21 protein-coding genes and 1 tRNA gene are annotated in these 25,660 nt (G+C 64.5%); 10 read left to right on the plus strand and 12 right to left on the minus strand.

Annotated features, from left to right (window positions below; all coding sequences use genetic code 11):
* Positions 1 to 3 precede the first annotated feature (3 nt).
* Both A9973_RS19895 and A9973_RS19900 read left to right on the plus strand, forming a co-directional pair.
* Positions 4 to 1,020, plus strand: coding sequence for a TRAP transporter substrate-binding protein (locus A9973_RS19895; protein WP_183015411.1), 1,017 nt, complete (start codon positions 4 to 6; stop codon positions 1,018 to 1,020).
* A gap of 30 nt (positions 1,021 to 1,050) precedes the next feature.
* Positions 1,051 to 2,832 (plus strand): IlvD/Edd family dehydratase, encoded by a 1,782-nt coding sequence (locus A9973_RS19900; protein ID WP_183015412.1) that lies wholly within the window; start codon positions 1,051 to 1,053, stop codon positions 2,830 to 2,832.
* Here the strand turns inward: A9973_RS19900 and A9973_RS19905 are convergent.
* The 3 genes from A9973_RS19905 to A9973_RS19915 form a co-directional block, all read right to left on the minus strand.
* Entirely contained in the window at positions 2,795 to 3,799 is a 1,005-nt protein-coding gene (locus A9973_RS19905; RefSeq protein ID WP_183015413.1) for an alpha/beta hydrolase, read from the minus strand. The genes A9973_RS19900 and A9973_RS19905 overlap by 38 nt on opposite strands.
* Positions 3,800 to 4,001: 202 nt before the next feature.
* Positions 4,002 to 4,367, minus strand: coding sequence for a YbaN family protein (locus tag A9973_RS19910; protein ID WP_220805580.1), 366 nt, complete (start codon positions 4,365 to 4,367; stop codon positions 4,002 to 4,004).
* A 62-nt stretch (positions 4,368 to 4,429) separates the two neighbouring features.
* Entirely contained in the window at positions 4,430 to 5,119 is a 690-nt protein-coding gene (locus A9973_RS19915; RefSeq protein WP_255469238.1) for a tetratricopeptide repeat protein, read from the minus strand.
* 285 nt (positions 5,120 to 5,404) lie between these two features.
* Between A9973_RS19915 and A9973_RS19920 the strand changes: the two genes are divergently transcribed.
* Positions 5,405 to 6,640 (plus strand): molybdopterin-dependent oxidoreductase, encoded by a 1,236-nt coding sequence (locus A9973_RS19920; RefSeq protein ID WP_183015415.1) that lies wholly within the window; start codon positions 5,405 to 5,407, stop codon positions 6,638 to 6,640.
* A gap of 11 nt (positions 6,641 to 6,651) precedes the next feature.
* On the plus strand, positions 6,652 to 7,005 hold the full coding sequence (locus A9973_RS19925; RefSeq protein WP_183015416.1) for a sulfite:cytochrome C oxidoreductase subunit B: 354 nt from the start codon (positions 6,652 to 6,654) through the stop codon (positions 7,003 to 7,005).
* Positions 7,006 to 7,159: 154 nt separating this feature from the next.
* Here the strand turns inward: A9973_RS19925 and A9973_RS19930 are convergent.
* The 9 genes from A9973_RS19930 to leuC form a co-directional block, all read right to left on the minus strand.
* Positions 7,160 to 7,236: transfer RNA gene (locus A9973_RS19930), tRNA-Val, on the minus strand.
* Between the two features lie 153 nt (positions 7,237 to 7,389).
* Positions 7,390 to 8,046 (minus strand): phosphoribosylanthranilate isomerase, encoded by a 657-nt coding sequence (locus tag A9973_RS19935; protein WP_183015430.1) that lies wholly within the window; start codon positions 8,044 to 8,046, stop codon positions 7,390 to 7,392.
* 66 nt (positions 8,047 to 8,112) lie between these two features.
* Positions 8,113 to 9,213 (minus strand): TRAP transporter substrate-binding protein, encoded by a 1,101-nt coding sequence (locus A9973_RS19940; RefSeq protein ID WP_183015417.1) that lies wholly within the window; start codon positions 9,211 to 9,213, stop codon positions 8,113 to 8,115.
* Positions 9,214 to 9,266: 53 nt separating this feature from the next.
* Complete coding sequence (truA, locus tag A9973_RS19945) at positions 9,267 to 10,076, minus strand: tRNA pseudouridine(38-40) synthase TruA (protein ID WP_183015418.1); 810 nt, start codon at positions 10,074 to 10,076, stop codon at positions 9,267 to 9,269.
* Between the two features lie 3 nt (positions 10,077 to 10,079).
* Complete coding sequence (locus A9973_RS19950; protein ID WP_183015419.1) at positions 10,080 to 11,933, minus strand: FimV family protein; 1,854 nt, start codon at positions 11,931 to 11,933, stop codon at positions 10,080 to 10,082.
* A 257-nt stretch (positions 11,934 to 12,190) separates the two neighbouring features.
* The gene (asd, locus tag A9973_RS19955) at positions 12,191 to 13,321 is read right to left on the minus strand and encodes an aspartate-semialdehyde dehydrogenase (RefSeq protein WP_183015420.1); all 1,131 of its coding nucleotides are present in this window, start codon (positions 13,319 to 13,321) and stop codon (positions 12,191 to 12,193) included.
* A 234-nt stretch (positions 13,322 to 13,555) separates the two neighbouring features.
* Positions 13,556 to 14,632, minus strand: coding sequence for a 3-isopropylmalate dehydrogenase (gene leuB, locus A9973_RS19960; protein WP_183015421.1), 1,077 nt, complete (start codon positions 14,630 to 14,632; stop codon positions 13,556 to 13,558).
* A gap of 31 nt (positions 14,633 to 14,663) precedes the next feature.
* The gene (gene leuD, locus A9973_RS19965) at positions 14,664 to 15,314 is read right to left on the minus strand and encodes a 3-isopropylmalate dehydratase small subunit (protein ID WP_183015422.1); all 651 of its coding nucleotides are present in this window, start codon (positions 15,312 to 15,314) and stop codon (positions 14,664 to 14,666) included.
* A gap of 26 nt (positions 15,315 to 15,340) precedes the next feature.
* A complete protein-coding gene (gene leuC, locus A9973_RS19970) occupies positions 15,341 to 16,744 on the minus strand; it encodes a 3-isopropylmalate dehydratase large subunit (protein WP_183015423.1) in 1,404 nt (467 codons plus the stop codon).
* 515 nt (positions 16,745 to 17,259) lie between these two features.
* Here leuC and A9973_RS19975 point away from each other — a divergent pair.
* From A9973_RS19975 to A9973_RS20000, 6 genes are all read left to right on the plus strand, one after another.
* Entirely contained in the window at positions 17,260 to 18,765 is a 1,506-nt protein-coding gene (locus A9973_RS19975) for a TolC family outer membrane protein (protein ID WP_183015424.1), read from the plus strand.
* A 26-nt stretch (positions 18,766 to 18,791) separates the two neighbouring features.
* Positions 18,792 to 19,004, plus strand: coding sequence for a hypothetical protein (locus A9973_RS19980; RefSeq protein WP_169274367.1), 213 nt, complete (start codon positions 18,792 to 18,794; stop codon positions 19,002 to 19,004).
* Positions 18,988 to 21,153 (plus strand): type I secretion system permease/ATPase, encoded by a 2,166-nt coding sequence (locus A9973_RS19985; protein WP_370539510.1) that lies wholly within the window; start codon positions 18,988 to 18,990, stop codon positions 21,151 to 21,153. Before A9973_RS19980 ends, A9973_RS19985 begins: the two co-directional genes overlap by 17 nt.
* Before the next feature lie 7 nt (positions 21,154 to 21,160).
* Positions 21,161 to 22,582 carry an HlyD family type I secretion periplasmic adaptor subunit gene (locus A9973_RS19990; protein ID WP_183015426.1) on the plus strand — a complete coding sequence of 474 codons (1,422 nt, stop codon included), beginning with the start codon at positions 21,161 to 21,163 and terminating at the stop codon, positions 22,580 to 22,582.
* A 19-nt stretch (positions 22,583 to 22,601) separates the two neighbouring features.
* Positions 22,602 to 23,258: a response regulator transcription factor gene (locus A9973_RS19995; protein WP_183015427.1), complete on the plus strand. Its 657-nt coding sequence runs from the start codon at positions 22,602 to 22,604 to the stop codon at positions 23,256 to 23,258.
* An 84-nt stretch (positions 23,259 to 23,342) separates the two neighbouring features.
* A partial coding sequence (locus A9973_RS20000) for a retention module-containing protein (protein WP_183015428.1) occupies positions 23,343 to 25,660 on the plus strand: 2,318 nt, incomplete at its 3' end.

The following is a 25,660-nucleotide window of genomic DNA, read 5'->3' on the forward strand; positions in this document are numbered from 1 at the left end:
ACCATGATCAACCGATTCAAAACCCGACTACTCGTGCTGGCGACCGCGCTGTCCTGCGCCGTCGCTGGCGTGGCTGCGGCGGCGGACGTCAAACCCCGCCTGATCCGCTTCGGCTACGGTCTGAACGAAGAAAGCGTCCAGGGCCGCGCCGCGCGCTTCCTGGCGCAAGAGCTGGAGAAAGTCAGCGGCGGCAAGCTCAAGATGAAGACCTTCGGTTCGGCCAACCTGGGCTCGGACGAACAGATGCAAGGCGCGCTGGCGGGCGGCGCCCAGGAAATGATGGTGGGCTCCACCGCGCCGCTGGCCGGCATGGTCAAGGAATTCGGCGTGTTCGACCTGCCCTTCCTGTTCAACAGCGAAAAGGAAGCCGACGCGGTGCTCGACGGGCAACTGGGCGAAGACCTGCTGAAGAAACTGGAAGCCCGCGGCCTGGTCGGGCTGGTCTATTGGGAGAACGGGTTTCGCAACATGACGAATTCCAAGCGCCCGATCAACCGCGCCGAAGACCTGCAAGGGATCAAGCTGCGCGTGATGCAGAACCAGATCGCGCTTGGCGTCTTCAATACGCTGGGCGCCAACGCCGTCCCCATGCCGTTTTCCGAACTGTTCACTGCGCTGGAAACCCGCACCGTGGACGGCCAGGAAAACCCCATCACCACCATCCAGAGCAGCAAGTTCTACGAAGTGCAGCCCTATCTGACCATCACGCGCCACGTCTACACGCCGTGGGTCGTGCTGGCCTCCAAGAAATGGTGGGACACCCTGTCGCCGGACGAGCAGAAGCTGATCCGCCAGGCCGCCGCCGCCTCGCGCGATTTCGAACGCAAGGACAGCCGCGCCGATTCGGCCAAGGCCATGACCACGCTTGAACAGGCCGGCATGAAGATCAATACAGTCAGCCCCGAGGAAGTGGCCCGCATGCGGCAGAAGGTGCAGCCCGTCGTGGACAAGTACACGCAGGAACTCGGCCCCGAACTCATCAAGCAGATGAACGACGAGATCCAGAAGGCGCGCAAGTAGCGCCGTCCAACCGAAGCGAAGCGAGCCCCCATGTCTCAGACACCCCGCAAGTTGCGCAGCCAGAAATGGTTCGACGACCCGTCGCACGCCGATATGACGGCGATCTACGTCGAGCGTTATCTTAATTACGGCCTGACGCGGCAAGAGCTGCAATCCGGACGGCCGATCATCGGCATCGCCCAGACCGGCAGCGATCTGGCGCCCTGCAACCGCCATCACCTGGCGCTGGCAGAGCGCGTCAAAGCGGGCATCCGGGACGCGGGCGGCATCCCGATGGAGTTCCCCGTGCACCCGCTGGCCGAACAAGGCCGGCGGCCCACGGCCGCGCTGGACCGCAACCTGGCCTACCTGGGCCTGGTCGAGATCCTGCACGGCTACCCCTTGGACGGCGTAGTGCTGACGACCGGCTGCGACAAGACCACGCCCGCCTGTCTGATGGCCGCCGCCACGGTCGACCTGCCCGCCATCGTGCTCTCGGGCGGCCCCATGCTGGACGGTTGGCACGACGGCCAGCGCGTCGGTTCCGGCACCGTCATCTGGCACGCGCGCAACCTGATGGCGGCCGGCAAGCTGGACTACGAGGGCTTCATGACGCTGGCCACCGCGTCTTCGCCGTCGGTGGGCCACTGCAACACCATGGGCACGGCGCTGTCGATGAATTCACTGGCCGAGGCGCTGGGCATGTCGCTGCCCACCTGCGCCAGCATTCCCGCCCCCTACCGCGAACGCGCGCAGATGGCCTACGCCACCGGCATGCGCATCTGCGACATGGTGCGCGAAGACCTCCGGCCCTCCCGCATCCTGACGCGCCAGGCGTTCGAGAACGCCATTGTCGTGGCGTCTGCCTTAGGCGCGTCCACCAACTGCCCGCCGCATCTGATCGCGATGGCCCGCCATGCCGGCATCGACCTGAGTCTGGAAGACTGGCAGCGCCTGGGCGAAGACGTGCCGCTGCTGGTCAATTGCGTGCCGGCCGGCGAACATCTGGGCGAAGGCTTCCACCGTGCGGGCGGCGTGCCCGCGGTCATGCATGAACTGCTGGCGGCCGGGCGCCTTCACCCGGACTGCCCCACCGTGTCCGGCAAGACCATCGGCGACATCGCCGCGGCCGCCAAGACGCGCGACGCCGACGTCATCCGCAGTTGCGCCGCGCCGCTGAAGCACCGGGCGGGCTTCATCGTGCTGTCGGGCAACTTCTTCGACAGCGCCATCATCAAGATGTCGGTGGTGGGCGAATCGTTCCGCCGCGCCTACTTGTCCGAACCCGGATCGGAAAACGCTTTCGAGGCCCGCGCCATTGTGTTCGAAGGGCCCGAGGACTACCACGCCCGCATCGAAGACCCCGCGCTGAACATCGACGAGCACTGCATCCTGGTCATCCGCGGCGCCGGCACGGTGGGCTACCCGGGAAGCGCCGAGGTCGTCAATATGGCGCCGCCGTCCCACCTGATCAAGCGCGGCGTGGACTCCCTGCCCTGCCTGGGGGACGGCCGTCAAAGCGGCACCTCGGGCAGTCCGTCCATTCTGAACATGTCGCCCGAAGCCGCGGTCGGCGGGGGGCTTGCCCTGCTGCGCACCGGCGACAAGATCCGCGTCGACCTGAATCAGCGCAGCGTCACCGCCTTGGTGGACGATGCGGAAATGGCGAAACGGAAGCTGGACCCCCCGTACCAAGCGCCCGAATCGCAAACCCCCTGGCAGGAGCTCTATCGGCAACTGGTCGGCCAGTTGTCGACGGGCGGCTGCCTGGAGCCCGCGACGCTTTACCTGAAAGTCATCGAGACGCGGGGCGATCCCCGGCATTCTCACTGAGGGCCCCGAAGAATCCGTTGAACGCGGCCCACTCCGTGAACAGGCCCGGCCAGGCATGCACCCGCGTGCCGGGCTTGCCCAAGCCCCACCCGTGCCCGCCTTGGGGAAAGATATGCATCTCGGCCGGCACGCCCGCCGCGCGCAGCGCGTTGAACATCAGCAGGCTGTTGTCCACGGGCGAGATGGGGTCGTCCTGCGCTTGCGCCAGGAACACCGGCGGCATCTGCGCCGTCACCAGATGGTCCACGGAAAACGCCGCGCTCTGCTCGGCCGTGGGGTGTTCGCCCACGATTTCCCGGCGCGCATGCGTGTGGTCGAATGGCGGCATGAAGGTCAGCACCGGATAGATCAGCCCGGCGAAATCAGGCCGGGACGACAGGCTGTCCGCCGCGTCCACCGGGGCGTACCGCGCCACCGCAGCGGTCGCCGCCGTGAATCCGGCCAAATGCCCGCCCGCCGAAAACCCGATGACGCCGATGTGGCCGGTATCCAGCCCGTACCGCCCTGCCGCCGACCGGATCACCCGCATGGCGCGCTGCCCGTCCTGCAACGGGACCTCTGCCGGCCAATGCTCGCCCGGCAACCGATAGACCAGTTCAAACGCGGTCACGCCTTGCGCCTGCAGCCACAGGCAGGTCGGCGTGCTTTCGCTGCCCCGCTCGATATGCGCGTAACCGCCGCCGGCAATCACAAGCATGGCGCTGCCATTGGGTCGGGCCGGCCGGTAGACGATCAGGCGCGGCCGCGACACTTGTGTGACGGAACCCTTGGCGCTGACTTTCTCGGGGCCGTCCGGCCCGTGGCCTTGGCGTTGGCCTGGACCTTGAGGGGCCCGATTGTCCGGCCAGAGGTCCAGCGTTTCCTGGGCCGCGGCTTGGCCCGCCGGCGCCGCGGACGATGGGCTCACCCACCCGAACGCCGCCCCGGACATGGTGGCAAATAGAAGTTCCCGACGCTTGTTCACCATGAATGTTCCTTGCCGGCTGAAGGCGCGACCGGAACGCCGCACCAAGACTTGACCAGCCTTGCTGCGGCCCATTACATCAGAGAAGACACGAGAGTCGACCCGGGATTCGGGACGCAACGGTTTCGGCGCGTTACGCGTCGGCCCAGTCTTTCAGTCGCGTCTCAAACGCCTGAACACGGGCTAAACACGCGCTAAACGGCGGTCAGGATTTGGGTGCCGGACGGCTGACCACGTACGCCGCGCTGGCGATGAAAAACAGGCCCACGCCCACGGCCAGCGGCCAGGACGGATGCGCGCTCCACCAGAACAGCGCGTAGCCGGCAGCCATGCCCAGGCAGGCATAGGTCTTGCCCTTGCGCGACACCGCGCCCTGTTCGCGCCAGGTGCGCAAGGCCGGTCCGTAGGTGGGACTCTCAAGCAGCCATTTTTCCAGCCGCGGAGAGGACCGCGAGAAGCAGCCCACGGCAAGAATCAGGAAAATCGTCGTCGGCATGACCGGCAGAAATGCGCCAATGACGCCCAGTGCCAACATCACGCAGCCCAACACCAACCAAAGCACTTTCATCATGATGGTCAGCAGAATATCGCAAATGCCCGGCGGGAACCGGATTGGCCGACTCGGCGCAAGGCCTAAGTCCGGGGTTCGGGCATTCTTGCGCGCAGCAGGTCCATGAACTTCGGACCGGGCGATCCGCCCGCGGCGCGCGCCTTGACGACCATCGCCCACGCCTCTTCGTATTGCCCGCGCCAGTAGTAGGCCGTCGCCCAGGACGAATACAGGTAACCCTTGTCGGGTTCCACGGCTTCGCCTTTGCGGTACCACGCGTCCGACCGGGCGGTGGCCGCCACCCGGGCTTCCGGCGGCAGTGTCTTGTCCTCGGCCGCGCAGCGGGCCGCGATACGGCCGGCGTCGGCGTAGATCCCCTGAAACGTGGGCGGATCATGGCTGATCGCTTGATCCATCATGCTCATGGCCTGGCAGTATTTGCCCTGGTCATGCAGAACCGCCGCGAAGCCCGTGTACACCTCGGGGTTATCGGGATTCAGCAGCCACGCCTGATTGAATCGTCGCATGGCCATGCCGAGCTGGTCGGCTTGATAAAACCGATAACCCTGCGAAACCCAGGCCTTCGACGCCTTCTCGGCCGAGCCGAACGCCTGGGTGGCGTCGGCAATGAGTTTCTTGTCGCCCGCCTGCAGTTCCGCGGCCGCTGCCCGGTCCATGCCGCCATACATCGGCAATTCATCGATACGCGCTTGGGCAGGCGTGTTCGGCGGCGGCTTGACGGCGCACGCGGCAAGCAGCAGCGCGGGAGTCAAGAGTATTGCCTTGAGAGAGCTATGCATGGTTTGGACGGTGGAAAGCACACCCGGAACATATCAGATAACTCACGGTGTCCGCTCACGAGCGTTCAAGACGGCCAAAGTCAGCATCGAAAGTCCGTCTTGCCAGAAGTAAATGCACAGACTGTGCGGAAAACGCGATTATTGGAACGGCCGCCGCATGCCCTCGCAACAATTAATGTGGCAGTCAGCTAGCCCGGCGTAGGCTGATCCGACCGCGCCACAAGTAGCGGGGTTCTGGAAAACAACAAGGAGACAAGCATGAGCACATTCGATCCGGATGGGCGCCGGCGCTTCCTGCGCCAGGCCTGTACCGTGGGCGCGGCCGGCACGCTGGCCGGCCATGCCCTGACCAGCCTGGCCGCCCCAGCCACCGTCACGCTGCCTTTCGCCAATGGCACGCGCGACCTGATCGCCTACCCTCAAAAGCGCCCCCTGATCCGCCAGACCTCGCGGCCTCCGCAGCTGGAAACGCCGTTCGCGGTGTTCAACGACAACATCATCACGCCCAACGATGCGTTCTTCGTGCGCTACCACCTGGGCAACATTCCCACCGCCATCGACCCTGCCACCTACCGGCTGCGCGTGGGCGGGCAGGTCGGCACGCCACTGGAGTTGTCACTGGCCGACCTGAAGCAGCAGTTCGGCGCGCCCGTTGAACTGGTGGCCGTCACCCAATGCTCCGGCAACAGCCGGGGCTTTTTCGAGCCGCGGGTGGGTGGCGGCCAACTGGGCCATGGCGCCATGGGCAACGCGCGCTGGGTGGGCATACCGCTCAAGCGCATCCTGGAAAAAGCCGGCATCCAGGCCAGTGCCCGCCAAGTCACCTTCGAAGGGATGGACCGCCCCGTGCTTCCTGGCACCCCGGAATTCGTCAAGGCGCTGGACGCGGCCCACGCCCTGGACGGCGAAGTCATGCTGGCCTACGCCATGAACGGCGAAGACCTGCCCATGCTCAATGGCTTTCCCGTGCGGCTGGTGGTGCCCGGCTATTACGGCACCTACTGGGTCAAGCACCTGGCCGACATCAAGGTGCTGGACGCCGAGTTCGACGGTTTCTGGATGCAGAAGGCCTACCGCATTCCAGACAACGATTGCGCCTGCACTCCCGTGGGCAAAGCGCCGGAAAAAACCCGGCCCATCGGCCGCTACAACGTGCGCAGTTTCATCACCAGCCTGGCCGACGGCGCCCGCGTGGCCAAAGGCCAGCGCGTGCCGGTGCGTGGCATCGCCTTCGACGGCGGCCGTGGCATTCGCGACGTGCAATTCTCGGCCGACGGCGGCAAGACCTGGCGCGCCGCCTCGCTGGGCGAAGACCTGGGCCGCTACTCCTTCCGCGAGTGGCACGCCGACTTCACGCCAGAACAGGCCGGCGCCTATGCCTTGAAGGTCCGCGCCACCAATACGGCAGGCGAAACCCAACCCCTGGACCCGCTGTGGAACCCGTCCGGGTACATGCGCAACGTGGTCGAAACCGTGCGCGTCGACGCCGCATAAGGAGCCTCGCCATGACCCGCCCCACCCGTCGTCATCCCCGCGCCTGCCTGGTCAGGTTGGCCGTGGCTCTGGTCACTGTCTCTGCCTGTGCGTCCGCCGCCGCCCTGGACATCCAGCTTCCCCCGGAAACCGCAACGCTGCACCCCGGCACCGGCACCCAAAGCGCGGCCATGTGCCTGATGTGCCATTCGGTCGATTACCTGTCGTCGCAGCCGCCCATGCCGTTGGGCTTCTGGGATGCCGAAGTCAAAAAGATGGTTGGCACCTACGGCGCCCCTATTCCGGCAGAACAGGTGCCGCTGATCGTGCAGTACCTGAACCAGGCCTATCCGCCGCCTCAGCCAGTCGCGTCGCCCAAGCCCTGAGGCCGCCACAAGCCCTGCGCTGCCTGCCTGAGTCGATTCAGGAGTCGATCATCGAAAAGATTCGCGCATACGCGCAGCGCAGAACGCAAAAAGCCGCAAAGTCATAGACTTTTGCGGCTTTCATGGCGGTGCTGGGCACCTCTTGCAAGTATTCTGGTAGGCGGTATTGGGTTCGAACCAACGACCTCCACGATGTCAACGTGGCGCTCTAACCAACTGAGCTAACCGCCTGCAAAGAAGAAGAATTATATAGTGCTTTTTTGAACTGTGCAAATCGTCTTAAATGACTTTTCGCTGTTTTCATTGCGTTTGAATCGTCGGCATCAGAGCCAAGAATATCAACCGCCAGCACTGCTTTTTCCCACTACTTTTTCACTGCTTTTTTCACTTCAATTTCGTGTCCGCCGCATGCGCTGCATCAACGAAGAACGAGATTCTATCAGAACTTTTTATTCCTTGCTCGACCTCAACGCCACTGCTGACATCGACCCCCCACGGCCGCACCAGCTCGATCGCCTGGCCGACGTTTTCACCGTTCAAACCACCCGACAAAATCAGCGGACGGGACACCGGATCCGCGCGGACTTCATCAAGCAAGGCGTAGTCGAATCCATGACCGCTGCCGCCGTATCCGGCGCTGTAGCTGTCGAACAACCACCCCGCCGCTTCGCCATAGGCGCGGCAATGGGTAGCCAGATTTTCCGCGGTATCCAGACCCGGCGCGCCCGCGCGGAACGCGCGCAGGAAGCGATGGCCGTAGCGGCCGCAATCCTGCGGCGTCTCGTCGCCATGGAACTGCAGCAGTTCGGGGCCGACCTGATCCAGCACGGCCTGCACATCGGCGGGATCCGGGTTCACGAACAATGCCACGACATCCACGAATGCCGGTACCGTGCGGCGCAGTTGCGCGGCGCGCGTCGGCGTCAGGCAGCGCTTGCTCCTGGCGTAGAAGACAAAACCGATCGCATCGACGCCGGACGTTACGGCGGCTTCGATGTCTTGTTCGCGGGTCAAGCCGCAAATCTTGATGCGTGTACGCATGAAATCCATCACCTGTGCCGCCCAGCGCGGCATGTCGAACCAGTATATCCGGCGAGCACAATCCGTTCAGGCGCCCGGCTGGCCCAGCGTGGCGATCAGATTATCGAAACCGCCTTCGGCCACACGGAACCACGGCACCTCTTTATCGCGAAACGCCGTCATGCTTTCGTAGAGCTTCTTGAACATCGGGTCCTTGGCGCTCATTTCCTTGTAGGCGGCCAGCGATGCCTCGTAGCACGCTTGCAGGACCGGCTTGGGGAACGCTTTCAGTTGCGCGCCGCGCGACACCAGGCGGCGCAACGCATCCGGATTGCCGGCGTCGTACTTGGCGATCATGTTGCCCGTCGCCATCCGGCAGGCCAGCGCCAATGCCGATTGGTACGGCTTGGGCAGTTCGTCGTAGGCGTCCTGGTTCACGTACAGCGACAGCTGCAACGTGCCTGCCCACCACCCCGGAAAATAGTAGTTCCGTGCGACCTTATAGAGCGCCAGGCTTTCATCATCGTGCGGGCCGATCCACGCCACGGCGTCGACCGTGCCCTGCTCCAGCGCGGCGTAGGATTCGGCGACCGGCACGTCGACCGGGGTCGCGCCCAGCCGCGACAACACATGGCGGGCAAAACCGCCGGCCTTGACCTTCAGCCCGCGCAGGTCGTCGACGGTCTTGATCTCGCCGCGGAACCAGCCGCCCATCTGCGCCCCGGTATAACCACAGGGAAAGTTCAGAATGTTGTACTTGTCGAACAGCACGCGCGTCAGCGCCAGGCCTTCGCCCTGGCTCATCCAGGCGTTCATTTGCCGGGTATTCAGGCCGAACGGCACGCCGGCGTCGAAGCACAGCACCGGATCAATATCGAAATACCGGGTCGACGCAGTATGGCCGCACTCCACGACACGGTGTTGAACGGCTTCCAGCACCTGGCCGGATTGCACCAGATCGCCGGCGGGGAAGATCTCGATCTTGAAACGGCCATCCGTGACTTCAGCCACGTACCGCGCGACATCTTCGGCGCCCGCGAACAGGGTGGGCGATTCATTCGGAAAGCTGGAAGCCAGCCGCCACGCGATGGTGGGCGCTTCCTGCGCGACGGCCGGCGCAGCCAACGCGGCACTGCCTGCCGTGGCTGCGCCCAAAGCGGCTTGTTTCAAAAACGCGCGGCGTTGCATGGCAAAGACCTCCAAGTGAGCGCAGGAAATGCGCCTTGGGTTGCGGCGGTTTCCTAATAGGTTTGAGTGAACGGCGACAGCAACAGCGAACCGCCGTCCAATTCTTCCAAACCGAATTCGGCCGGGTAATCGATCGCGGACAAATACAGGCCGTCCGGCGCGAACGTCGGCGCGCCAAGCTTGCGGTCGCGCCAGGACAGCAACTGCGCCATCCACTCGACCGATTCCCTGCCCTGCCCGATCTGCAACAGCGCGCCCATGATGTTGCGCACCATGTGATGCAAGAACGCATTCGCCTTCAAGGTGAACACCAGGAACGGCCCGCGCTCCTCGATGTCCAGCCGGTGCATATGGCGCACCGGGTGTTTGGCCTGGCATTGCGAAGACCGGAAGCTGGAGAAATCGTGCTCGCCCAGCAAGGCATTCGCCGCGGAACGCATGGCCTCCACGTCCAGCGGCTGGAAGTACCAGCCGGCCCGGCCCGCCCATAGCGCCGGCCGAACGCGGCCGCGCCACAGTAAATAGACATACGTGCGGGCGCGTGCGGAAAAGCGCGCGTGGAACGCGTCGGAAACCGGCTGCGCCCATTGCACCGACACGCTGGAGGGCAGAAACGCGTTCACGCCCCGCACCCAGGATTCCATCCGGCGGTCCAGCGCCGTGTCCAGATGGACCACCTGCATCGCCCCGTGCACGCCCGTATCGGTACGGCCGGCGCAGATCGTGGGGACGACGCCGTCGACACCGCAAAAACTGCCCAGGGCCGACTCCAGCGTATCTTGCACCGTTTGCCGATGCGGCTGCGTTTGCCAACCCTGCCAAGCGGAGCCGTCATACGCCAGCCCCAATGCAACTCTAGACATTATTCAAACCCGTGGACCGCTGACTCGGCGCGGTTCGTCCGTGGGCGGTTCGTCCAGGTCGAGATTGATCGTATCGAGCTTGCGGTTCAGCGCTGCCGTGTCCAGCGCAGGCTCGTTATAAGCGTACGTTTCTTCATCGTCGTCCCCGCGCCGGGCGCCGGCACGGCGCAGCAACCAGGCGATCGCAAACGCGATCAGCGCCAGCACGGCGGTAACGATGACGAGCAGATTGTCGGCAAGCCAACTTGGCATGCCCGATGTCATGTCCTTGGCGTTCGCCGCAGTGCCTCCGGCGGCCTTGTCGGCGGACGAGGCACCGGGGGTGCCTGCCGCACCCGGCGCACCTGCCGCGCCCGGGGTGCCTGCTGCACCCGGGGTGCCTGCCGCGCCCGAGGTGCCTGCCGCGCCCGGGGTGCCTGCCGCGCCCGAGGTGCCTGCCGCACCCGGCGTGCCTGCCGCGCCCGGGGTGCCTGCCGCGCCCGAGGTGCCTGCCGCGCCCGGGGTGCCTGCCGCGCCCGAGGTGCCTGCCGCGCCCGAGGTGCCTGCCGCGCCCGAGGTGCCTGCCGCACCCGGCGTGCCTGCCGCGCCCGGCGTGCCTGCCGTACCCGGCGTGCCTGCTGCACCCGGCGTGCCTGCTGCACCCGGCGTGCCTGCTGCACCCGGTGTACCCGTAGCCCCCTGGGTACCCGCCGCGCCTGAAGCGCCGGCCGCACCCGAATCACCGGCTGCACCGGGCGTGCCCGTCGCACCCGACGTGCCCGGCGAGCCCGCAGCTCCCGAACCGCCAGCCACACCCGTCGCACCGCCCGCCCCAGCCGCGCCTTGTTGCGCGACGGCCTTGTTCAGGTCGTCCACATTGGTCTGCAGCTGATTCACGCGGCCTTCGACGTCCTTCATCGCACGCTCCGACGACGTCCTGGCATCGGCTTGCGCGTCCGCCTGCGCAGAAGCGCTGTTCTGCGTCTGGCCGGTGGACAAGCGCACCCGGTCTTGCGTCGGCGCGGCGGTAGCCACGCCGGTGTCGCCCGGTCGGGCGACCGTGCCCGATGCCGCGTCCTGCCCCTTCACCACCGAAGGATTGGCGCCTGCGGCCGCACCGAGCCGGGCGCGGTACTTGGCGAACGCCTCGGCGTGTTCATTGAAGATGCGGCGCGCTTCCGCAGGATCGATCGCCCGGACCGTCGCCGCATCCGGGATATTCAGCTTTTGTCCGGCGCGCACCAGATTCATGTTGTTCTGGATGAACGCCTCGGGGTTGGCGCGCCACAACGCGACCAGCATCTGATAGACAGACGCGTTCGGCACCGCATTGCGCTGGGCGATGGCGAACAGGTTGTCGCCCGATTTCACGTTGACGGAACCCGTCGTGCCGCCCGTGCGCGCCGGGGTGCCGACCGCGGCCGGCGTCACGTCCGCACTGGTGCCGCGCAACGGCACGAGGATGCTGACCTGAACTTGGCGCTGCCCGGAGCTGGAACTGATATCCAGCAGCAAATCCACGGCCCCGCTTGCCGGCGGCTGCGTGCCGCGGACGCGCAGGTTCTTGCGCGTGCCGTCCAGGCCGTCCTCGATCCTGACCACCAGGCTGCCCAGGGGCACCGGCGGCTTCAGGCCCGCGCGCTGCCAGGCGGCGTCATCCGCCACTGACACTTTCAGCGAAGACACCTCGTCGGGGGTCAGTTCCTGCAACCCGACCACGGCCTGCAACGGCGCGCCCGGCACGGACACGACGCGTGAATGCCCCACGCGCATGGCCAACGCCGAACTGCACATGCTCGACCCTATCGCCAAGGCGATCGCCCACTGAAGGGCTTTCAAACGGCGGGCATGCTTCACGTGGCGCGAACGCTGGGTCATAAGCTGGAATTCCGTTCTTGTAGTCGAATTACGGGCTAGAGCCCGTTCGCACCCGTTAAGTGAGAACAGGCCTCAATTCACCGGAAAAGTGTAATGGATGATGCGTATTTCACAAACCTGAAAGGCGCGGCGGCGTTGGCTCGCGGGCACATCCACCACACTGCTTTGACGATTGCTCAAATATCAAGGGCACCCGCAGGTGCCCTTGATTGCCTTGCTGCAAGATCAGGCGCCCGCCTGCGGCGCCTGAAACGGCATCAGGCCTCGGCCAGCGCGATGCGCAGCATGCGGCGCAGCGGCTCGGCGGCGCCCCACAGCAACTGGTCGCCCACCGTGAAGGCGCCCAGGTACTGGGAACCCATCGACAGCTTGCGCAGACGACCCACCGGGATGTCCAGCGTGCCGGTCACGGCAACCGGCGTCAGCGCCGACACCGTGGCTTCCTTGGTGTTCGGGATGACCTTGGCCCACTGCGTGCCTTGGGCGATCAGCGATTCGATCTCATCCAGCGGCACATCGCGCTTGAGCTTGATGGTCAACGCCTGGCTGTGGCAGCGCATGGCGCCGATGCGCACGCACAGGCCGTCGATCGGGGTGGGTGCCGTCCCGAAGGCGGCGCCGCGGCCCAGGATCTTGTTGGTCTCGACTTCGCCCTTCCATTCTTCCTTCGACATCCCGTCGCCCAGATCCTTGTCGATCCAGGGAATCAGGTTGCCGCCCAGCGGCACGCCGAAATGCTCGTGAGGCAGCGCCGGATCCTTTTGCTTGGCCAGCACGCCGCGGTCGATCTCCAGGATGGCCGACGCAGGGTCGTTCAGCAGGGGCTTGACCGCCTGGTTGATGTCGCCGAACTGGGTCAGCAGTTCGCGCATATGCTGCGCGCCGCCGCCGGATGCGGCCTGGTACGTCATGGTGGTCATCCATTCCACCAGGTCGTTGTTGAACAGGCCGGCCAAGCCCATCAGCATGCAGCTGACAGTGCAATTGCCGCCGATGAAGTTGCGCACGCCACGCTTGAGCGCCGCGTCGATCACCGGGCGGTTGACCGGATCCAGCACGATGATGGCGTCGTCGGCCATGCGCAGGGTGCTGGCCGCATCGATCCAGATGCCGTTCCAGCCCGCGCCGCGCAGCTTCGGGTAAACCTCGGACGTGTAATCGCCGCCTTGTGCCGTCACGATGATCGGCAGTTTTTTCAGAGCGTCAATGTCGTAGGCATCTTGCAACGGGCCTGCGCCTTCGGCCCACGTGGGGGCAGCGCCGCCAGCATTGCTGGTGGAAAAGAACACCGGTTCGATCAGTGCGAAGTCATTCTCGTCGCGCATGCGTTGCATGAGCACCGAGCCGACCATACCGCGCCAGCCGACAAGGCCTACTGCTTGATTCATTTCAATCGCTCTTTAAAGGTGGAGACAAGGTCCGGGTAGGAAAAAGACGTGCAATTCAACAATTTATCAGAATGCACGCCGGGATGTTGCGGCGCAGCTTGAAAAAATGGGGGCCGCAAAGAAACAGGGTCGGCTTTCGCGGCGCCGTCGCAACAGCGCAAAAAGGGCCACCTTGCGGGCAGCCCTTGGAAACCGGGGCGGCGCCGCAAGGGCGCCCCCCCCTTGCCAGGCAAATCAGGCCAGGGCTTTGAGTACTGCGTCGCCCATGCCTGCCGTGCTGACTTTCGTCGTGCCCGGCTCGAAGATGTCGGCGGTGCGCAGGCCGTCGGCCAGCACACGGCGCACGGCCGCTTCGATGCGGTCGGCCTGCGGCGCCAGGTTCAGCGAATAGCGCAAGAGCATGGCGGCGGACAAGATCGTCGCCAACGGATTGGCGATGCCCTGCCCGGCGATATCGGGCGCCGAGCCGTGGCTGGGTTCGTACAGGCCCTGGCCGCCGGCATTCAGCGACGCGGACGGCAGCATGCCGATCGAACCCGTCAGCATGGCGGCTTCGTCGGACAGGATGTCGCCGAACAGGTTGCCCGTGACGATGACGTCGAATTGGCGCGGGTTGCGCACCAGCTGCATCGCGGCGTTGTCGACATACATGTGCGAGAGTTCGACGTCGGGGTATTCGCGCGCCACTTCGATGACGATGTCGCGCCAGAACTGCGAGGTTTCCAGCACGTTCGCCTTGTCCACGCTGCACAGCTTCTTGTTGCGCTTGCGGGCCGATTCGAAGCCGATGCGCGCGATGCGGCGCACTTCGGACTCGGCATAGCGCATCGTGTCGTAGCCTTCGCGTTCGCCCGTGAAGGCGCCGTCAGGCGACGAGCGCACGCCGCGCGGCGTGCCGAAATAAATGTCGCCGGTCAGCTCGCGGATAATCAGGATGTCCAGGCCGGACACGATCTCGGGCTTCAGCGACGAGGCGCTGGCCAGCTCGGGATACAGGATGGCGGGGCGCAGGTTGGCGAACAGGCCCAGCGCCTTGCGCAGGCCCAGGATGGCCTGTTCCGGACGGAATTCGCGCGGCAGGCTGTCGTACTTCCAATCGCCGACGGCGCCGAACAGCACGGCGTCCGATTCCTTGGCCAGGTTCAGCGTGGCCGGCGGCAGCGGGTGTTCGAACTGGTCGAACGCGGCGCCGCCCACGGGGGCCTGCTTGATGTCGAAGGAAACGTCCAGCGCCTGCAGGACGCGCACGGCCTGTTCAACGATTTCCGTGCCGATGCCGTCACCCGGCAAGACTGCGATGGTGTGAGTCATTTAAGAAGCGATCCTGTGATCAGAATAGGGTTCAGGCGATGGGACGGCTTTCCAGCCACGGGTGGCGGGTCAGGCGCTCGGCCTCGAAGGCGCGGATCTTGTCGGCATGGCGCAAGGTCAGGCCGATGTCGTCAAAGCCGTTCAGCAGGCAGTACTTGCGGAAGGGTTCGATGTCGAAACCCATCGCGCGGCCATCCGGGGCAATCACGACCTGGCGGTCCAGATCGATGTTCAGCTTGTAGTTCGGGAAGGCTTTGACTTCGTCGAACAGGCGCGCCACTTCCAACTCGGACAGCACGATCGGCAGCAGGCCGTTCTTGAAGCTGTTGTTGAAGAAGATGTCGGCGTAGGACGGCGCGATGATGGCGCGAAAGCCAAACTGCGTCAGCGCCCAGGGCGCGTGTTCGCGGCTGGAGCCGCAACCGAAGTTCTTGCGCGCCAGCAGCACCGAAGCGCCTTGGTAACGCGGCAGGTTCAGCACGAAATCCGGGTTCAGCGGACGCTTGCTGTTGTCCATGCCGGGTTCGCCGTGGTCCAGGTAGCGCAGCTCGTCGAAGAGGTTCGGGCCAAAACCCGTGCGCTGGATGGATTTGAGGAATTGCTTGGGGATGATGAGGTCCGTGTCGACGTTTTCGCGATCGAGCGGAGCCACCAGGCCTTCGTGAGTGGTAAATGCTTGCATGATGTCGGTACTCGGGGCTGATTCGCTTATCGGAACGTGCGGACGTCGACGAAATGGCCGGCCACGGCGGCGGCGGCGGCCATGGCGGGGCTGACCAGGTGCGTGCGGCCGCCCTGGCCCTGCCGGCCTTCGAAATTGCGGTTCGACGTGGAGGCGCAACGCTCGCCCGGTTCCAGGCGGTCGGCGTTCATGGCCAGGCACATCGAGCAGCCCGGCTCGCGCCATTCAAAGCCGGCTTCGATGAATATCTTGTCCAGGCCTTCGCGTTCGGCTTGTTGTTTGACCAGACCCGAACCCGGCACGACCATCGCCTGGCGCACGTTCGACGCCACGCGCTTGCCGCGGGCCACGACGGCCGCCGCACGCAGGTCTTCGATGCGCGAGTTGGTGCACGAGCCAATGAAAACGCGGTCCACGCGGATATCGGTCAGCGGCGTATTGGGCTTCAGGCCCATGTATTCCAAGGCGCGTTCCATGCCGCTGCGGCGCACATCGTCTTTTTCGCGGTCGGGGTCCGGCACGCGGGAATCCACCGGCAACACCATTTCGGGCGACGTGCCCCAAGTGACTTGGGGCTTGATGTCGCGCGCGTTGACTTCGACCACGGTGTCGAACTTGGCGCCGTCATCGGTGTGCAGCGTACGCCAGTACTTGGCCGCCTGGTCCCACACCACGCCCATGGGCGCGAAAGGACGGCCGCGGAAGTATTCGACGGTCTTGTCGTCCACCGCCACCATGCCTGAACGGGCGCCGGCTTCGATGGCCATGTTGCAGACCGTCATGCGGCCTTCCACGGACAGGGCGCGGATCGTGCTGCCGGCGAATTCGATGGCGTGGCCGGTACCGCCAGCCGTGCCGATGATGCCAATGATGTGCAGGACCACGTCCTTGGCCGTACAGCCGAAGGGCAATTCGCCTTCGACCTTGATCAGCATGCTCTTGGCTTTCTTCATCAAGAGGGTCTGCGTCGCCAGTACGTGTTCGACTTCGGACGTGCCGATGCCGAAGGCCAGCGCGCCCAGCGCGCCATGCGTGCTGGTGTGCGAGTCGCCACAGACGACAGTCATGCCGGGCAAGGTCGCGCCTTGTTCAGGCCCGATCACGTGCACGATGCCCTGACGCAGGTCGTTCATGCGGAATTCGGTAATGCCGTATTTGTCGCAGTTGGTGTCCAGCGTGTCCACTTGCAGGCGGGACACAGGGTCGTCGATGCCCTGCGCGCGGTTCAGCGTCGGGACGTTGTGGTCCGCGACCGCCAGGTTGGCGCCTGTGCGCCACGGTTTGCGCCCGGCGATCGCCAAGCCCTCGAACGCCTGCGGGCTGGTGACCTCGTGCAGCAAGTGGCGATCGATATAGAGCAGACAGGTGCCGTCTGATTCCTGGTGGACGATGTGGGCGTCCCAGAGTTTGTCGTAAAGGGTTTGGGCCATGGATGCGCTCTGCAAATAGACAATCCGGCTTGAGCCTCGCGCGGTTGAAAAGCAAATCGCTCCCGCGCCGGCCACTGCGGCATGGAGGAATTATGCACAGGGTCTGAACCTAGTACAACCGCACCACATATACTAGTACCACCACTACCATGTTCGTGACGAAATCCGTCCCCGCGATCGGCAATCCGAATCCGTCAAACAGTGTGGACAATTAATCACACAGAAAGATTTTGTTAAAGAAAACAGATACAGAATTATCTAAACGATATAATCCGGTTTCACTATGTTTATCTCGCACTCGAAATAATACGCAATAAAACGTATTAATGAAAACCGAGGCAATCATATATTGTGAAGTTCGTGCAAATTCAGTGCTTTTAGGTGATGTTGCGCGAAGAACTTTCATGGCCCGTCAGTTGCATCCAGCAAGACTTAACAAATCTTGACTCGAACAATATGACATTTGCATACAACATGGCGGCCATTCAATCCAACCTGACTCGCGAATAATCACTATGGCTTCGTTTTTGCTCAAAAGCACGACTTCGATACTTGCCCTGGCATTTGTTCCCGCTGCATTCGCGCAGACCACGGCGCCCGCATCCGCCCCTGCCGCTGGACAATCCGCAGTGACGTTGAATCAGATCGTTGAGCAAACGCTGCTTAGCAATCCCGAGATACAGGCCAAGTACCATGATTTCCAAGCGTCGCTGGAAGGTCAGTCCGTGGCGCGTGGCGCATTTTTCCCGCAGATCAACGCACAGGGTTACTTAGGCCGCGAATACCGCAGCAACGTGCCCGCCGTGGGTTCGCAAAGCTGGAGCCGGCCGGGATACAACGTCGAACTCCGCCAATTGATTTTCGACGGCTTCCGCACCAGCAATGACGTCAAGCAAGCCGGTTTCGACAAACTGGCGCGTTTCTATGATGTGCTGGCCACCAGCGATTCCACGGCCTTTACCGCCGTGCAGGCTTATATCGACCTGCAGCGTTATCGCGACATGGAATTGCTGGCCCGCCAGAATTATTCGCTGCACGAAGAAACGCTGAAGCAGATCGGTGAACGCACCGAATCGGGCGTCGGCCGCCGCGTCGACCTGGAACAGGCGGGAGGCCGCCTGTCGTTGGCCCAGACCAACCTGATGACCGAAACCGCCAACTTGCTGGATGTGCAGCAGCGATTCCAGCGCGTGACCGGCGCCTTCCCCCCCGAATCCATGCAGCCGCCGCCCGACGTCGCCGGCAAGCTGCCGGTCAAGCCGGGCGATTTCAATGAATCGCTGCGCCGCAATCCCAGCTTCCTGTCCAAGCAGGCGGGCCTGCAGGCCGCCGAGGCCGGCGTGTCGTCGTCGAAGGGCGCGTTCTCGCCGAAGTTCGAATTCGTAGCCTCCACCGGCCGCGACCAGAACGACCCCACGCCGCAGACCCGCGACATTCAAAGCTCCAGCGTCCAGGTCGTCATGAGCTACAACCTGTACCGCGGCGGCGCCGATTCCGCCCGGGTGCGCCAGACCGCGGCGCAATCCTATGCCGCGCGCGACATCCGCGACTACACCTGCCGCAATGTGCAGCAGGACTTGGCCGTGGCCTGGAACAACATCACCAGCCTGAGCCAGAAGCTGCCCTTCCTGCGCGACCACGAAGTGGCCACCACCAAGGTGCGCGACGCCTATCGCCAGCAGTTCCAGATTGGCCAGCGTTCGCTGCTGGACTTGCTGGATACCGAAAACGAATTGTTCGAATCGCGCCGCGCATTGACCAACGGCCTGTATGACCTCAAGCTTGCGCAATATCGCTGGCTGGCGCTGTCGCATGCGCTGCTGCCGGCGCTGTCGCTGCAACCCGCGCGCAACGAGATGCCCGAGGAAAACGGCAAGCTGGCGGTGACCGACGAAGTGATCAAGCTTTGCAATTCGACGGTTCCCGACTCTGCCCGCCTGGCCCCGGTGCGCGTTCAATACAACGAAGGCACGCTGCCGCCCACGCTCGTGCCGCTGAACGCGCCCAACGCCAAACCCTGACCGGGGTTGGGTCGCAAGGAGGCCACATGACGCCCCAGGGCAACGAATTTTCGCAGTTGGACGCGGACTTTGTCCGCGTTCTGGAAGACCTGATCGACGCCTTGATCGCCAATGGCACCTTGCGCATGACGGACCTGCCTGTCCAGGCACAGCAAAAGCTCTCACAGCGCAAGCAGCAACGCGCGCGCCTCTCGGAACACCTCGACCTATTGGATGACGAAGATGGACAAGTTATCTGAAAAAGCCGGCCGGGAATGGCGTGCGGACGCTCGCGCGGCGCATGACGATCCCCTGCTGGATTGCCTGGTCGAGATCACTCGCCTGCATGGCGTGACGGCCACCGCCCAGGCGCTGTCTTCGGGGCTGCCCCTGGAAGAGCACCGCCTGACCCCTGCCCTGCTGCCGCGAGCCGCTGCGCGCGCGCAGTTGTCTGCGCGCGTGGTCAAACGCACGCTGGACAGCATTTCCCAGGACCTGCTGCCCGCCATCCTGCTGCTGCAAGGCGAACGCGCCTGCCTGCTGCTGAAGAAGGAAGACGGCAAATACGTGGTGAGCCACCCCGAGTTGGGCGGCAGTTCCGTCGAGATGACTCCCGAAGCCCTGGCGGCGCAGTACACCGGCCTGGTGTGCTTCGTGCGCCCGCAATTCCGGTTCGACGCGCGGTCCCCCGAAGTCTCCAAAGTGCGCGAGCGCCATTGGTTCTGGGCCGCCATCATGGAGAACCGCCGCCTGTACCGCGACGCGCTGATCGCCGCCTTGCTGATCAACATCTTCGCCATGGCGATGCCGCTGTTCACCATGAACGTGTATGACCGCGTGGTGCCCAACAACGCCGTCGAGACGCTGTGGGTCCTGGCGATCGGCATCACGCTGGTGGTGATCTTCAACATGATCCTCTCCACCGCGCGTTCGCACGTGGTGGACAGTGCCAGCAAGCGGGTCGACGTGCGCCTGTCGGCGCAGATCATGGAACGCGTGCTGGACCTGCGTATGGAGGGCCGCCCGGTATCGGTGGGGTCCTTCGCGGCGAACCTGCGGTCATTTGAATCCATCCGCGATTTCATCGCGTCCGCCACCATCACGACGCTGGTCGACCTGCCCTTCATCGTGCTGTTCCTGGCCGCCCTGGCCTGGATCTCGCCCTGGATGATTTTGCCGCCGCTGGTGGCGATCGTTCTGATCCTGCTGGTGTCGCTGGCCGCCCAGGCGCGCATGGAAGCCCTGACGATGGCCTCTTTCCAGGCCAGTTCGCAACGCAACGCGACGCTGGTGGAGGCATTGACCGGCCTGGAGGCCGTCAAGACCCTCAACGCCCAGGGCTCGATCCAGCGCAACTGGGAACGCGCCACCGAATTCATCGCGCAGACCGGCGGCAAGCTCAAGCTGATCTCGTCGTCGACGGTGGGCTTCGTCCAGGCCGTGCAGCAACTGGTTTCCATCGCCGTCGTGATCATCGGCGTGTACCAGGCGCAGGAATCCGCCATGTCCATGGGCGGCATCATCGCCGCATCCATGATCGCCGGCCGTTGCCTGGCGCCGCTGGGCCAGGTGGCGGGCCTGCTGATGCAATACCAGAACGCCCGCACGTCGCTGGGCTCGATCGACAACTACATGAAGCTGCCAATCGAGCGCCCGGCGGAAGCCGAATTCCTGCATCGCCCGGTATTCCACGGCGGCCTGGAATTCCGCGACGTGAGCTTCACCTATCCCGGCAGCACGCAGCCGGTGCTGAAGAAGGTGTCGTTCAAACTCAAGCCTGGCGAAAAAGTCGGCATCATCGGCCGCATCGGCTCGGGTAAGACCACGCTGGAGAAGCTGGCGCTGGCGCTGTACCAACCCACCGAAGGCGCCGTGCTGCTGGACGGCGTGGACGTGCGCCAGATCGACCCCGCCGACGTGCGACGCGCGATCGGCCACGTGCCGCAGGATCCGACGCTGTTCTACGGCAGCCTGAAGCACAACCTGGCCATGGGCGCGCCCTATGCCGACGACGCCAGCATCCTGGCCGCCGCCAATCTGGCCGGCGTGACCGATTTTGCCAACCTGCACCCCAACGGGTTCGACATGGTGATCGGCGAGCGCGGCGAATCGCTGTCGGGCGGCCAACGCCAATCCGTCGCGGTCGCCCGCGCCCTGATCAACGATCCGCCCATCCTGCTGCTGGACGAACCCAGCAGCAATATGGACCACCAAAGCGAAGCACAGTTGCGCAAGCGGCTGGGAGAGGCCAGCGCGACCAAGACGATCCTGCTGGTCACGCACCGCACCGCGCTGCTGGACCTGGTCGATCGCCTGATCGTGATCGATAACGGCCACATCGTGGCCGACGGCCCCAAGGAGCAGGTTGTCGAAGCACTGCGTCAAGGACGCGTTGGACGCGGGAGCTGAGGAAGTCATGCAGAAAAATCCTGGCGAGACCCCGCGCGGCCTGATTGGCGGCTTGTGGCGCAAACTGCGCAACGTCTTCGTGTTCTTCTTTGATCGGCTGCTGGACGGCGCCGACAAGGGCAAGCTTGAAAAGCGTTCTGACTATGTCGGCAACGCCGAATGGGTGATCCACGAATCCCAGGCCCGCAGTTCGCGCATCCTGCTGTGGGTGGCGATGCTGGCCGTGGTGCTGCTGCTGGTCTGGGCGGCCACCGGCAGCATCGATGAAGTCGTCCGAGGCGAAGGCAAGGTCGTGCCGTCGCGCCAGGTGCAAATCATCCAGAGCCTGGATGGCGGCATTGTCGAGGAAATCCTGGTTCGTCCGGGCCAGGAAGTGCAAGCTGGCCAGACCTTGCTGAAGATCGATTCCACGCGTTTCGCGTCGTCGCTGGGCGAGAACAACGCCGAGTACCTGTCCCTGCTGGCCAAATCGGCCCGCTTGCATGCGCTGGCTACCGGCGAACCCTTCGTGGCCCCGGAAGAAGTGCTGAAGCAGGCGCCCGGCCTCGCCGAAATGGAGCGCAACGCCTGGCAGGCGCGCAACACCGAGTTGAACGCCACCGTCAACGTCGCCCGCGAACAGCTTAAGCAGCGCCAGGAGGACCTGCGCGAAACGATCGCCAAGCGCGACCAGGCCTCTGCCAGCTGCAGCCTGACTTCCCGTGAACTTCAAGTGACCCGCCCGTTGCTCAAGAGCGGTGCGGTCTCGGAAGTGGACCTGCTGCGCCTTCAGCGTGACGTGGCGCGCTACTGCGGCGAGCAGAAAGGGGCCGAAGCGCAGATCGACCGCTTCCAGGCGTCGATCAAGGAAGCGCAGAGCAAGCTTGAAGAATCCGAATTGAACATCCGCAACCAGGCGCGCAGCGAGCTGTCGGAAACCAACACCAAGCTGTCGACGCTGCGCCAGGGCAAGCTGGCGTTGGCCGACCGCGTAAAGCTGGCCGAAGTCCGTGCACCGCTGGCCGGCACCGTCAAAACGCTGTTCAACAACACGGTCGGCGGCGTGGTGCAGCCGGGCAAGGACATTATCGAAATCGTGCCCAAGGACGACACGCTGCTGCTGGAAGTCCGTATTCAGCCGCGCGATATCGGTTTCCTGCACGCCGACCAGAAGGCCGAAGTGAAATTCACGGCCTATGACTTCGCCATTTATGGCGGTCTGGAAGGCAAGGTCGAACAGATCGGCGCGGACACCGTGACCGACGAGAAAGGCAATTCCTACTATGTGGTGCGCGTCCGCACGGACCGCAGCACGGTGGGCGACAAACTATTGCCCATCATCCCCGGGATGGTGGCGGAGGTTCATATTTTGACGGGTAAGCGCACTGTGCTGCAGTACCTGCTCAAACCGATTTTGCGTGCCAAGGCGAATGCCTTTACCGAACGTTAAAGGAGAGCTGGAAGGCTTTATGAAACCTGTTCCCGTCTTGTTGATTACGCACGACGACCTGCTGTGGCAACACTGGCGCGCGCTGGATTCCACACGCTGGCTGGCGGCGCGCGGGCGCGGCCTGGCGGACTTGCAACGCTGGCGCGAACAAGGCCGTTCGCTGGCCGTGCTGGATGCCGACGTGCCCCGCCTGCCCTCCTGGCACGATCCCATCTGGACGTCGGCACTGGCCGGCATGCATCTGGTGGTCGCCAGCCCCAGCCCCAACGACGAGCAAGGCACGCAAGCGTTGGGCGCGGGCGCGCACGGCTACTGCCATACCCATGCGCCGGCCGCCGCGTTGGCGCAGGCGCTGGAAGTGGTGGCGTCCGGCGGCATCTGGATGGGCCGTTCCCTGGTGGCCCGCCTGCTTAAATTGGTGACGGAACGCGCCCAGGATTCGCACGCGTGGGACGGCGGCCTGTTGACCGAGCGCGAAACCACCGTCGCGCGGTACGCCGCCAGCGGCCAGGCCAACGCCGCGATCGCCGAGGCGCTGGGTATTACCGAACGCACGGTCAAAGCGCATCTTTCAGCGGTTTTCGAGAAGTTGAAGGTGTCGGACCGCCTGCAACTGGCTCTGCTTGTCCACGGCATTTCCGCGCCCGCCGACACCCGGACCAAAATTACGTCCTGATACTGTCCTTGAGGACAATATCCCGCCCCAGCGGCGACCTCTAGTATCTGGCCATCTTGGATAAATCCCTGAAACGGAACCGACATGGCCAATTCTTCCCCCGCAGTCGTCAATGAAATCTCCGGTCGCGCGTGGATACGCAACAGCGACGGTTCTCTGACCGAACTGCATCAAGGCAGCAAAGTCCCCGCCGGCAGCGACGTCGTCACTGCCTCGGGCGCCACGGTTTCCCTTCAGGTCGAAAACGGCATGCCGATCGTCATCGGTGAAGGCCGCGCAGTCGCCGTCAATGGCGACATGGCCGGCCCGCTGGCCGATCCCAGCGAAGCCGCGGTGGCCCCGCCCACCGGCACGGATTCCGATCGCCTGCTGGCCGCCCTGCAAGCCGGCCGCGACCCGTTCGACGAACTCGACCCTACCGCCGCCATCGTGGCCGGCGGCGGCGATGCCGGCGGCAGCAGCTTTGTCCGCCTGGCCCGCATCCTTGAAACCACTTCCCCGCTGGATCTGGCGTATCCTAATCCGGGCCGCGGCGACGACTCCGTGCCCCGCGCCCTGGGCGCCGGCCTGACCGGCGATGGCGGCGATGGCGCGACCACGCCGACTGCCACCAACACCGCTCCGTCCGCGCTGAACGACACCGGCCGCGGCGACCAGAACACCACCGTTCGCGGCAACCTGCTGACCAACGACTCGGATCCCGACGGCGACCCCCTGGCGATCGTCTCGGTCAGCGGCCGTCCGATGACGCCGGGCGGCGTGTCGGTCACGGGCACGAACGGCGGCACGTTCACCGTCCTGCCGGACGGCAGCTATGTCTTTACACCGGGCACAGGCTTCCAGCATCTGCCGGAAGGCCAGACGGCGACCACCACGATTTCCTACACTGTCACCGATCCCAGCGGCGCCACCTCCACGGCCACCGTCGAAGTGACGGTCGTCGGCGTGAACGACCCGGCGCGCATCACGCCCGCCAGCTCGGATGACGACAAGGGCACGGTCAAGGAAGACACCACCTACACCACGAACGGCAAGCTCAATGTCGCCGACGTGGACGATGGCGAAGCCCGCTTCGTCGTGCAATCCGGCCAGGCCGGCCAACATGGCACGTTCTCGATCGACGCCAGCGGTTCGTGGGTCTACAACCTGAACAACAACGACGCCCGCGTGCAAGCGCTGGCGGTTGGCGAGACCCTGACCGAATCCTTCACCGTGACGACGGCGGACGGCACGACCGGCACCGTGGTCGTCACCATCCAGGGCACCAACGACGTGCCGACGCTGAGCGGCCAAGCCGCCGGTGCCGTGACCGAAGACACCGCGCTTGCCGCCACCGGCAAGCTGGATGTGACGGATGTCGACACCACCGATACGCACACCTGGACGATCAACAATAATGGCGCCGGCCAGTACGGCGCGCTGTCGGTCGACGCCATCGGCAACTGGACCTACAACCTGACCAACGGCAACCCGGCCGTGCAGGCGCTGGGTGCGGGCGAATCGCTAACCGAGACGTTCACCGTCACGGTCAGCGACGGCCACGGCGGCGTCACGACGCAGGAAGTCTCGATCACCATCAACGGCACCAACGACATCCCGGTTCTGACCGGCAAGGCGGACGGCGCAGTCACGGAAGACGGCAGCCTGGTTGCGACTGGCAAGATCGACGTCGCCGACGTCGACACGACCGACACCCACACCTGGACCGTCAACGACGGCGGCAAGGGCACGTACGGCTCCTTCTCGGTCGACACGACCGGCAAATGGACCTACAACCTGGACAACACCAACAAGGACGTCCAAGGTCTGAAGTCCGGCCAGTCCATTACCGAGACCTTCACGGTCACCGTCAATGACGGCAACGGCGGCGTGGTCACGAAGGACGTGACGGTCACCATCAACGGCACCGACGACGGCGCCGTGATCAACCCGGCCACCCCGGGCGACGACAAGGGTACGGTCACCGAAGACGTGACGCTCGCCGTTGGCGGCAAGCTCGACGTGACGGATCCGGATGCAGGCGAAGCGGTCTTCAAGCCGCAGACGGATGCCGCTGGCCAACACGGCAAGTTCTCCATCGACGCCGATGGCAAGTGGACGTACAACCTGACCAACAACGACCCGGCCGTCCAAGGCCTGGGCGCTGGCAAGACCCTGACCGAGACCTTCACCGTTACGACGGCTGATGGCACCACCGGTCAAGTGGTCGTCACCATCGTCGGCACCAACGACATCCCGGTCTTGACTGGCAAGGCGGACGGCGCAGTCACGGAAGACGGCACCCTGGTTGCGACTGGCAAGATCGACGTCGCCGACGTCGACACGACCGACAAGCACACCTGGACCGTCAACGACGGCGGCAAGGGCACGTATGGCTCCTTCTCGGTCGACACGACCGGCAA

Origin of the sequence: Achromobacter sp. UMC46 (genome assembly GCF_014170335.1) — a bacterium.
In the GTDB taxonomy this organism is placed as follows: Bacteria; Pseudomonadota; Gammaproteobacteria; order Burkholderiales; family Burkholderiaceae_B; genus Achromobacter.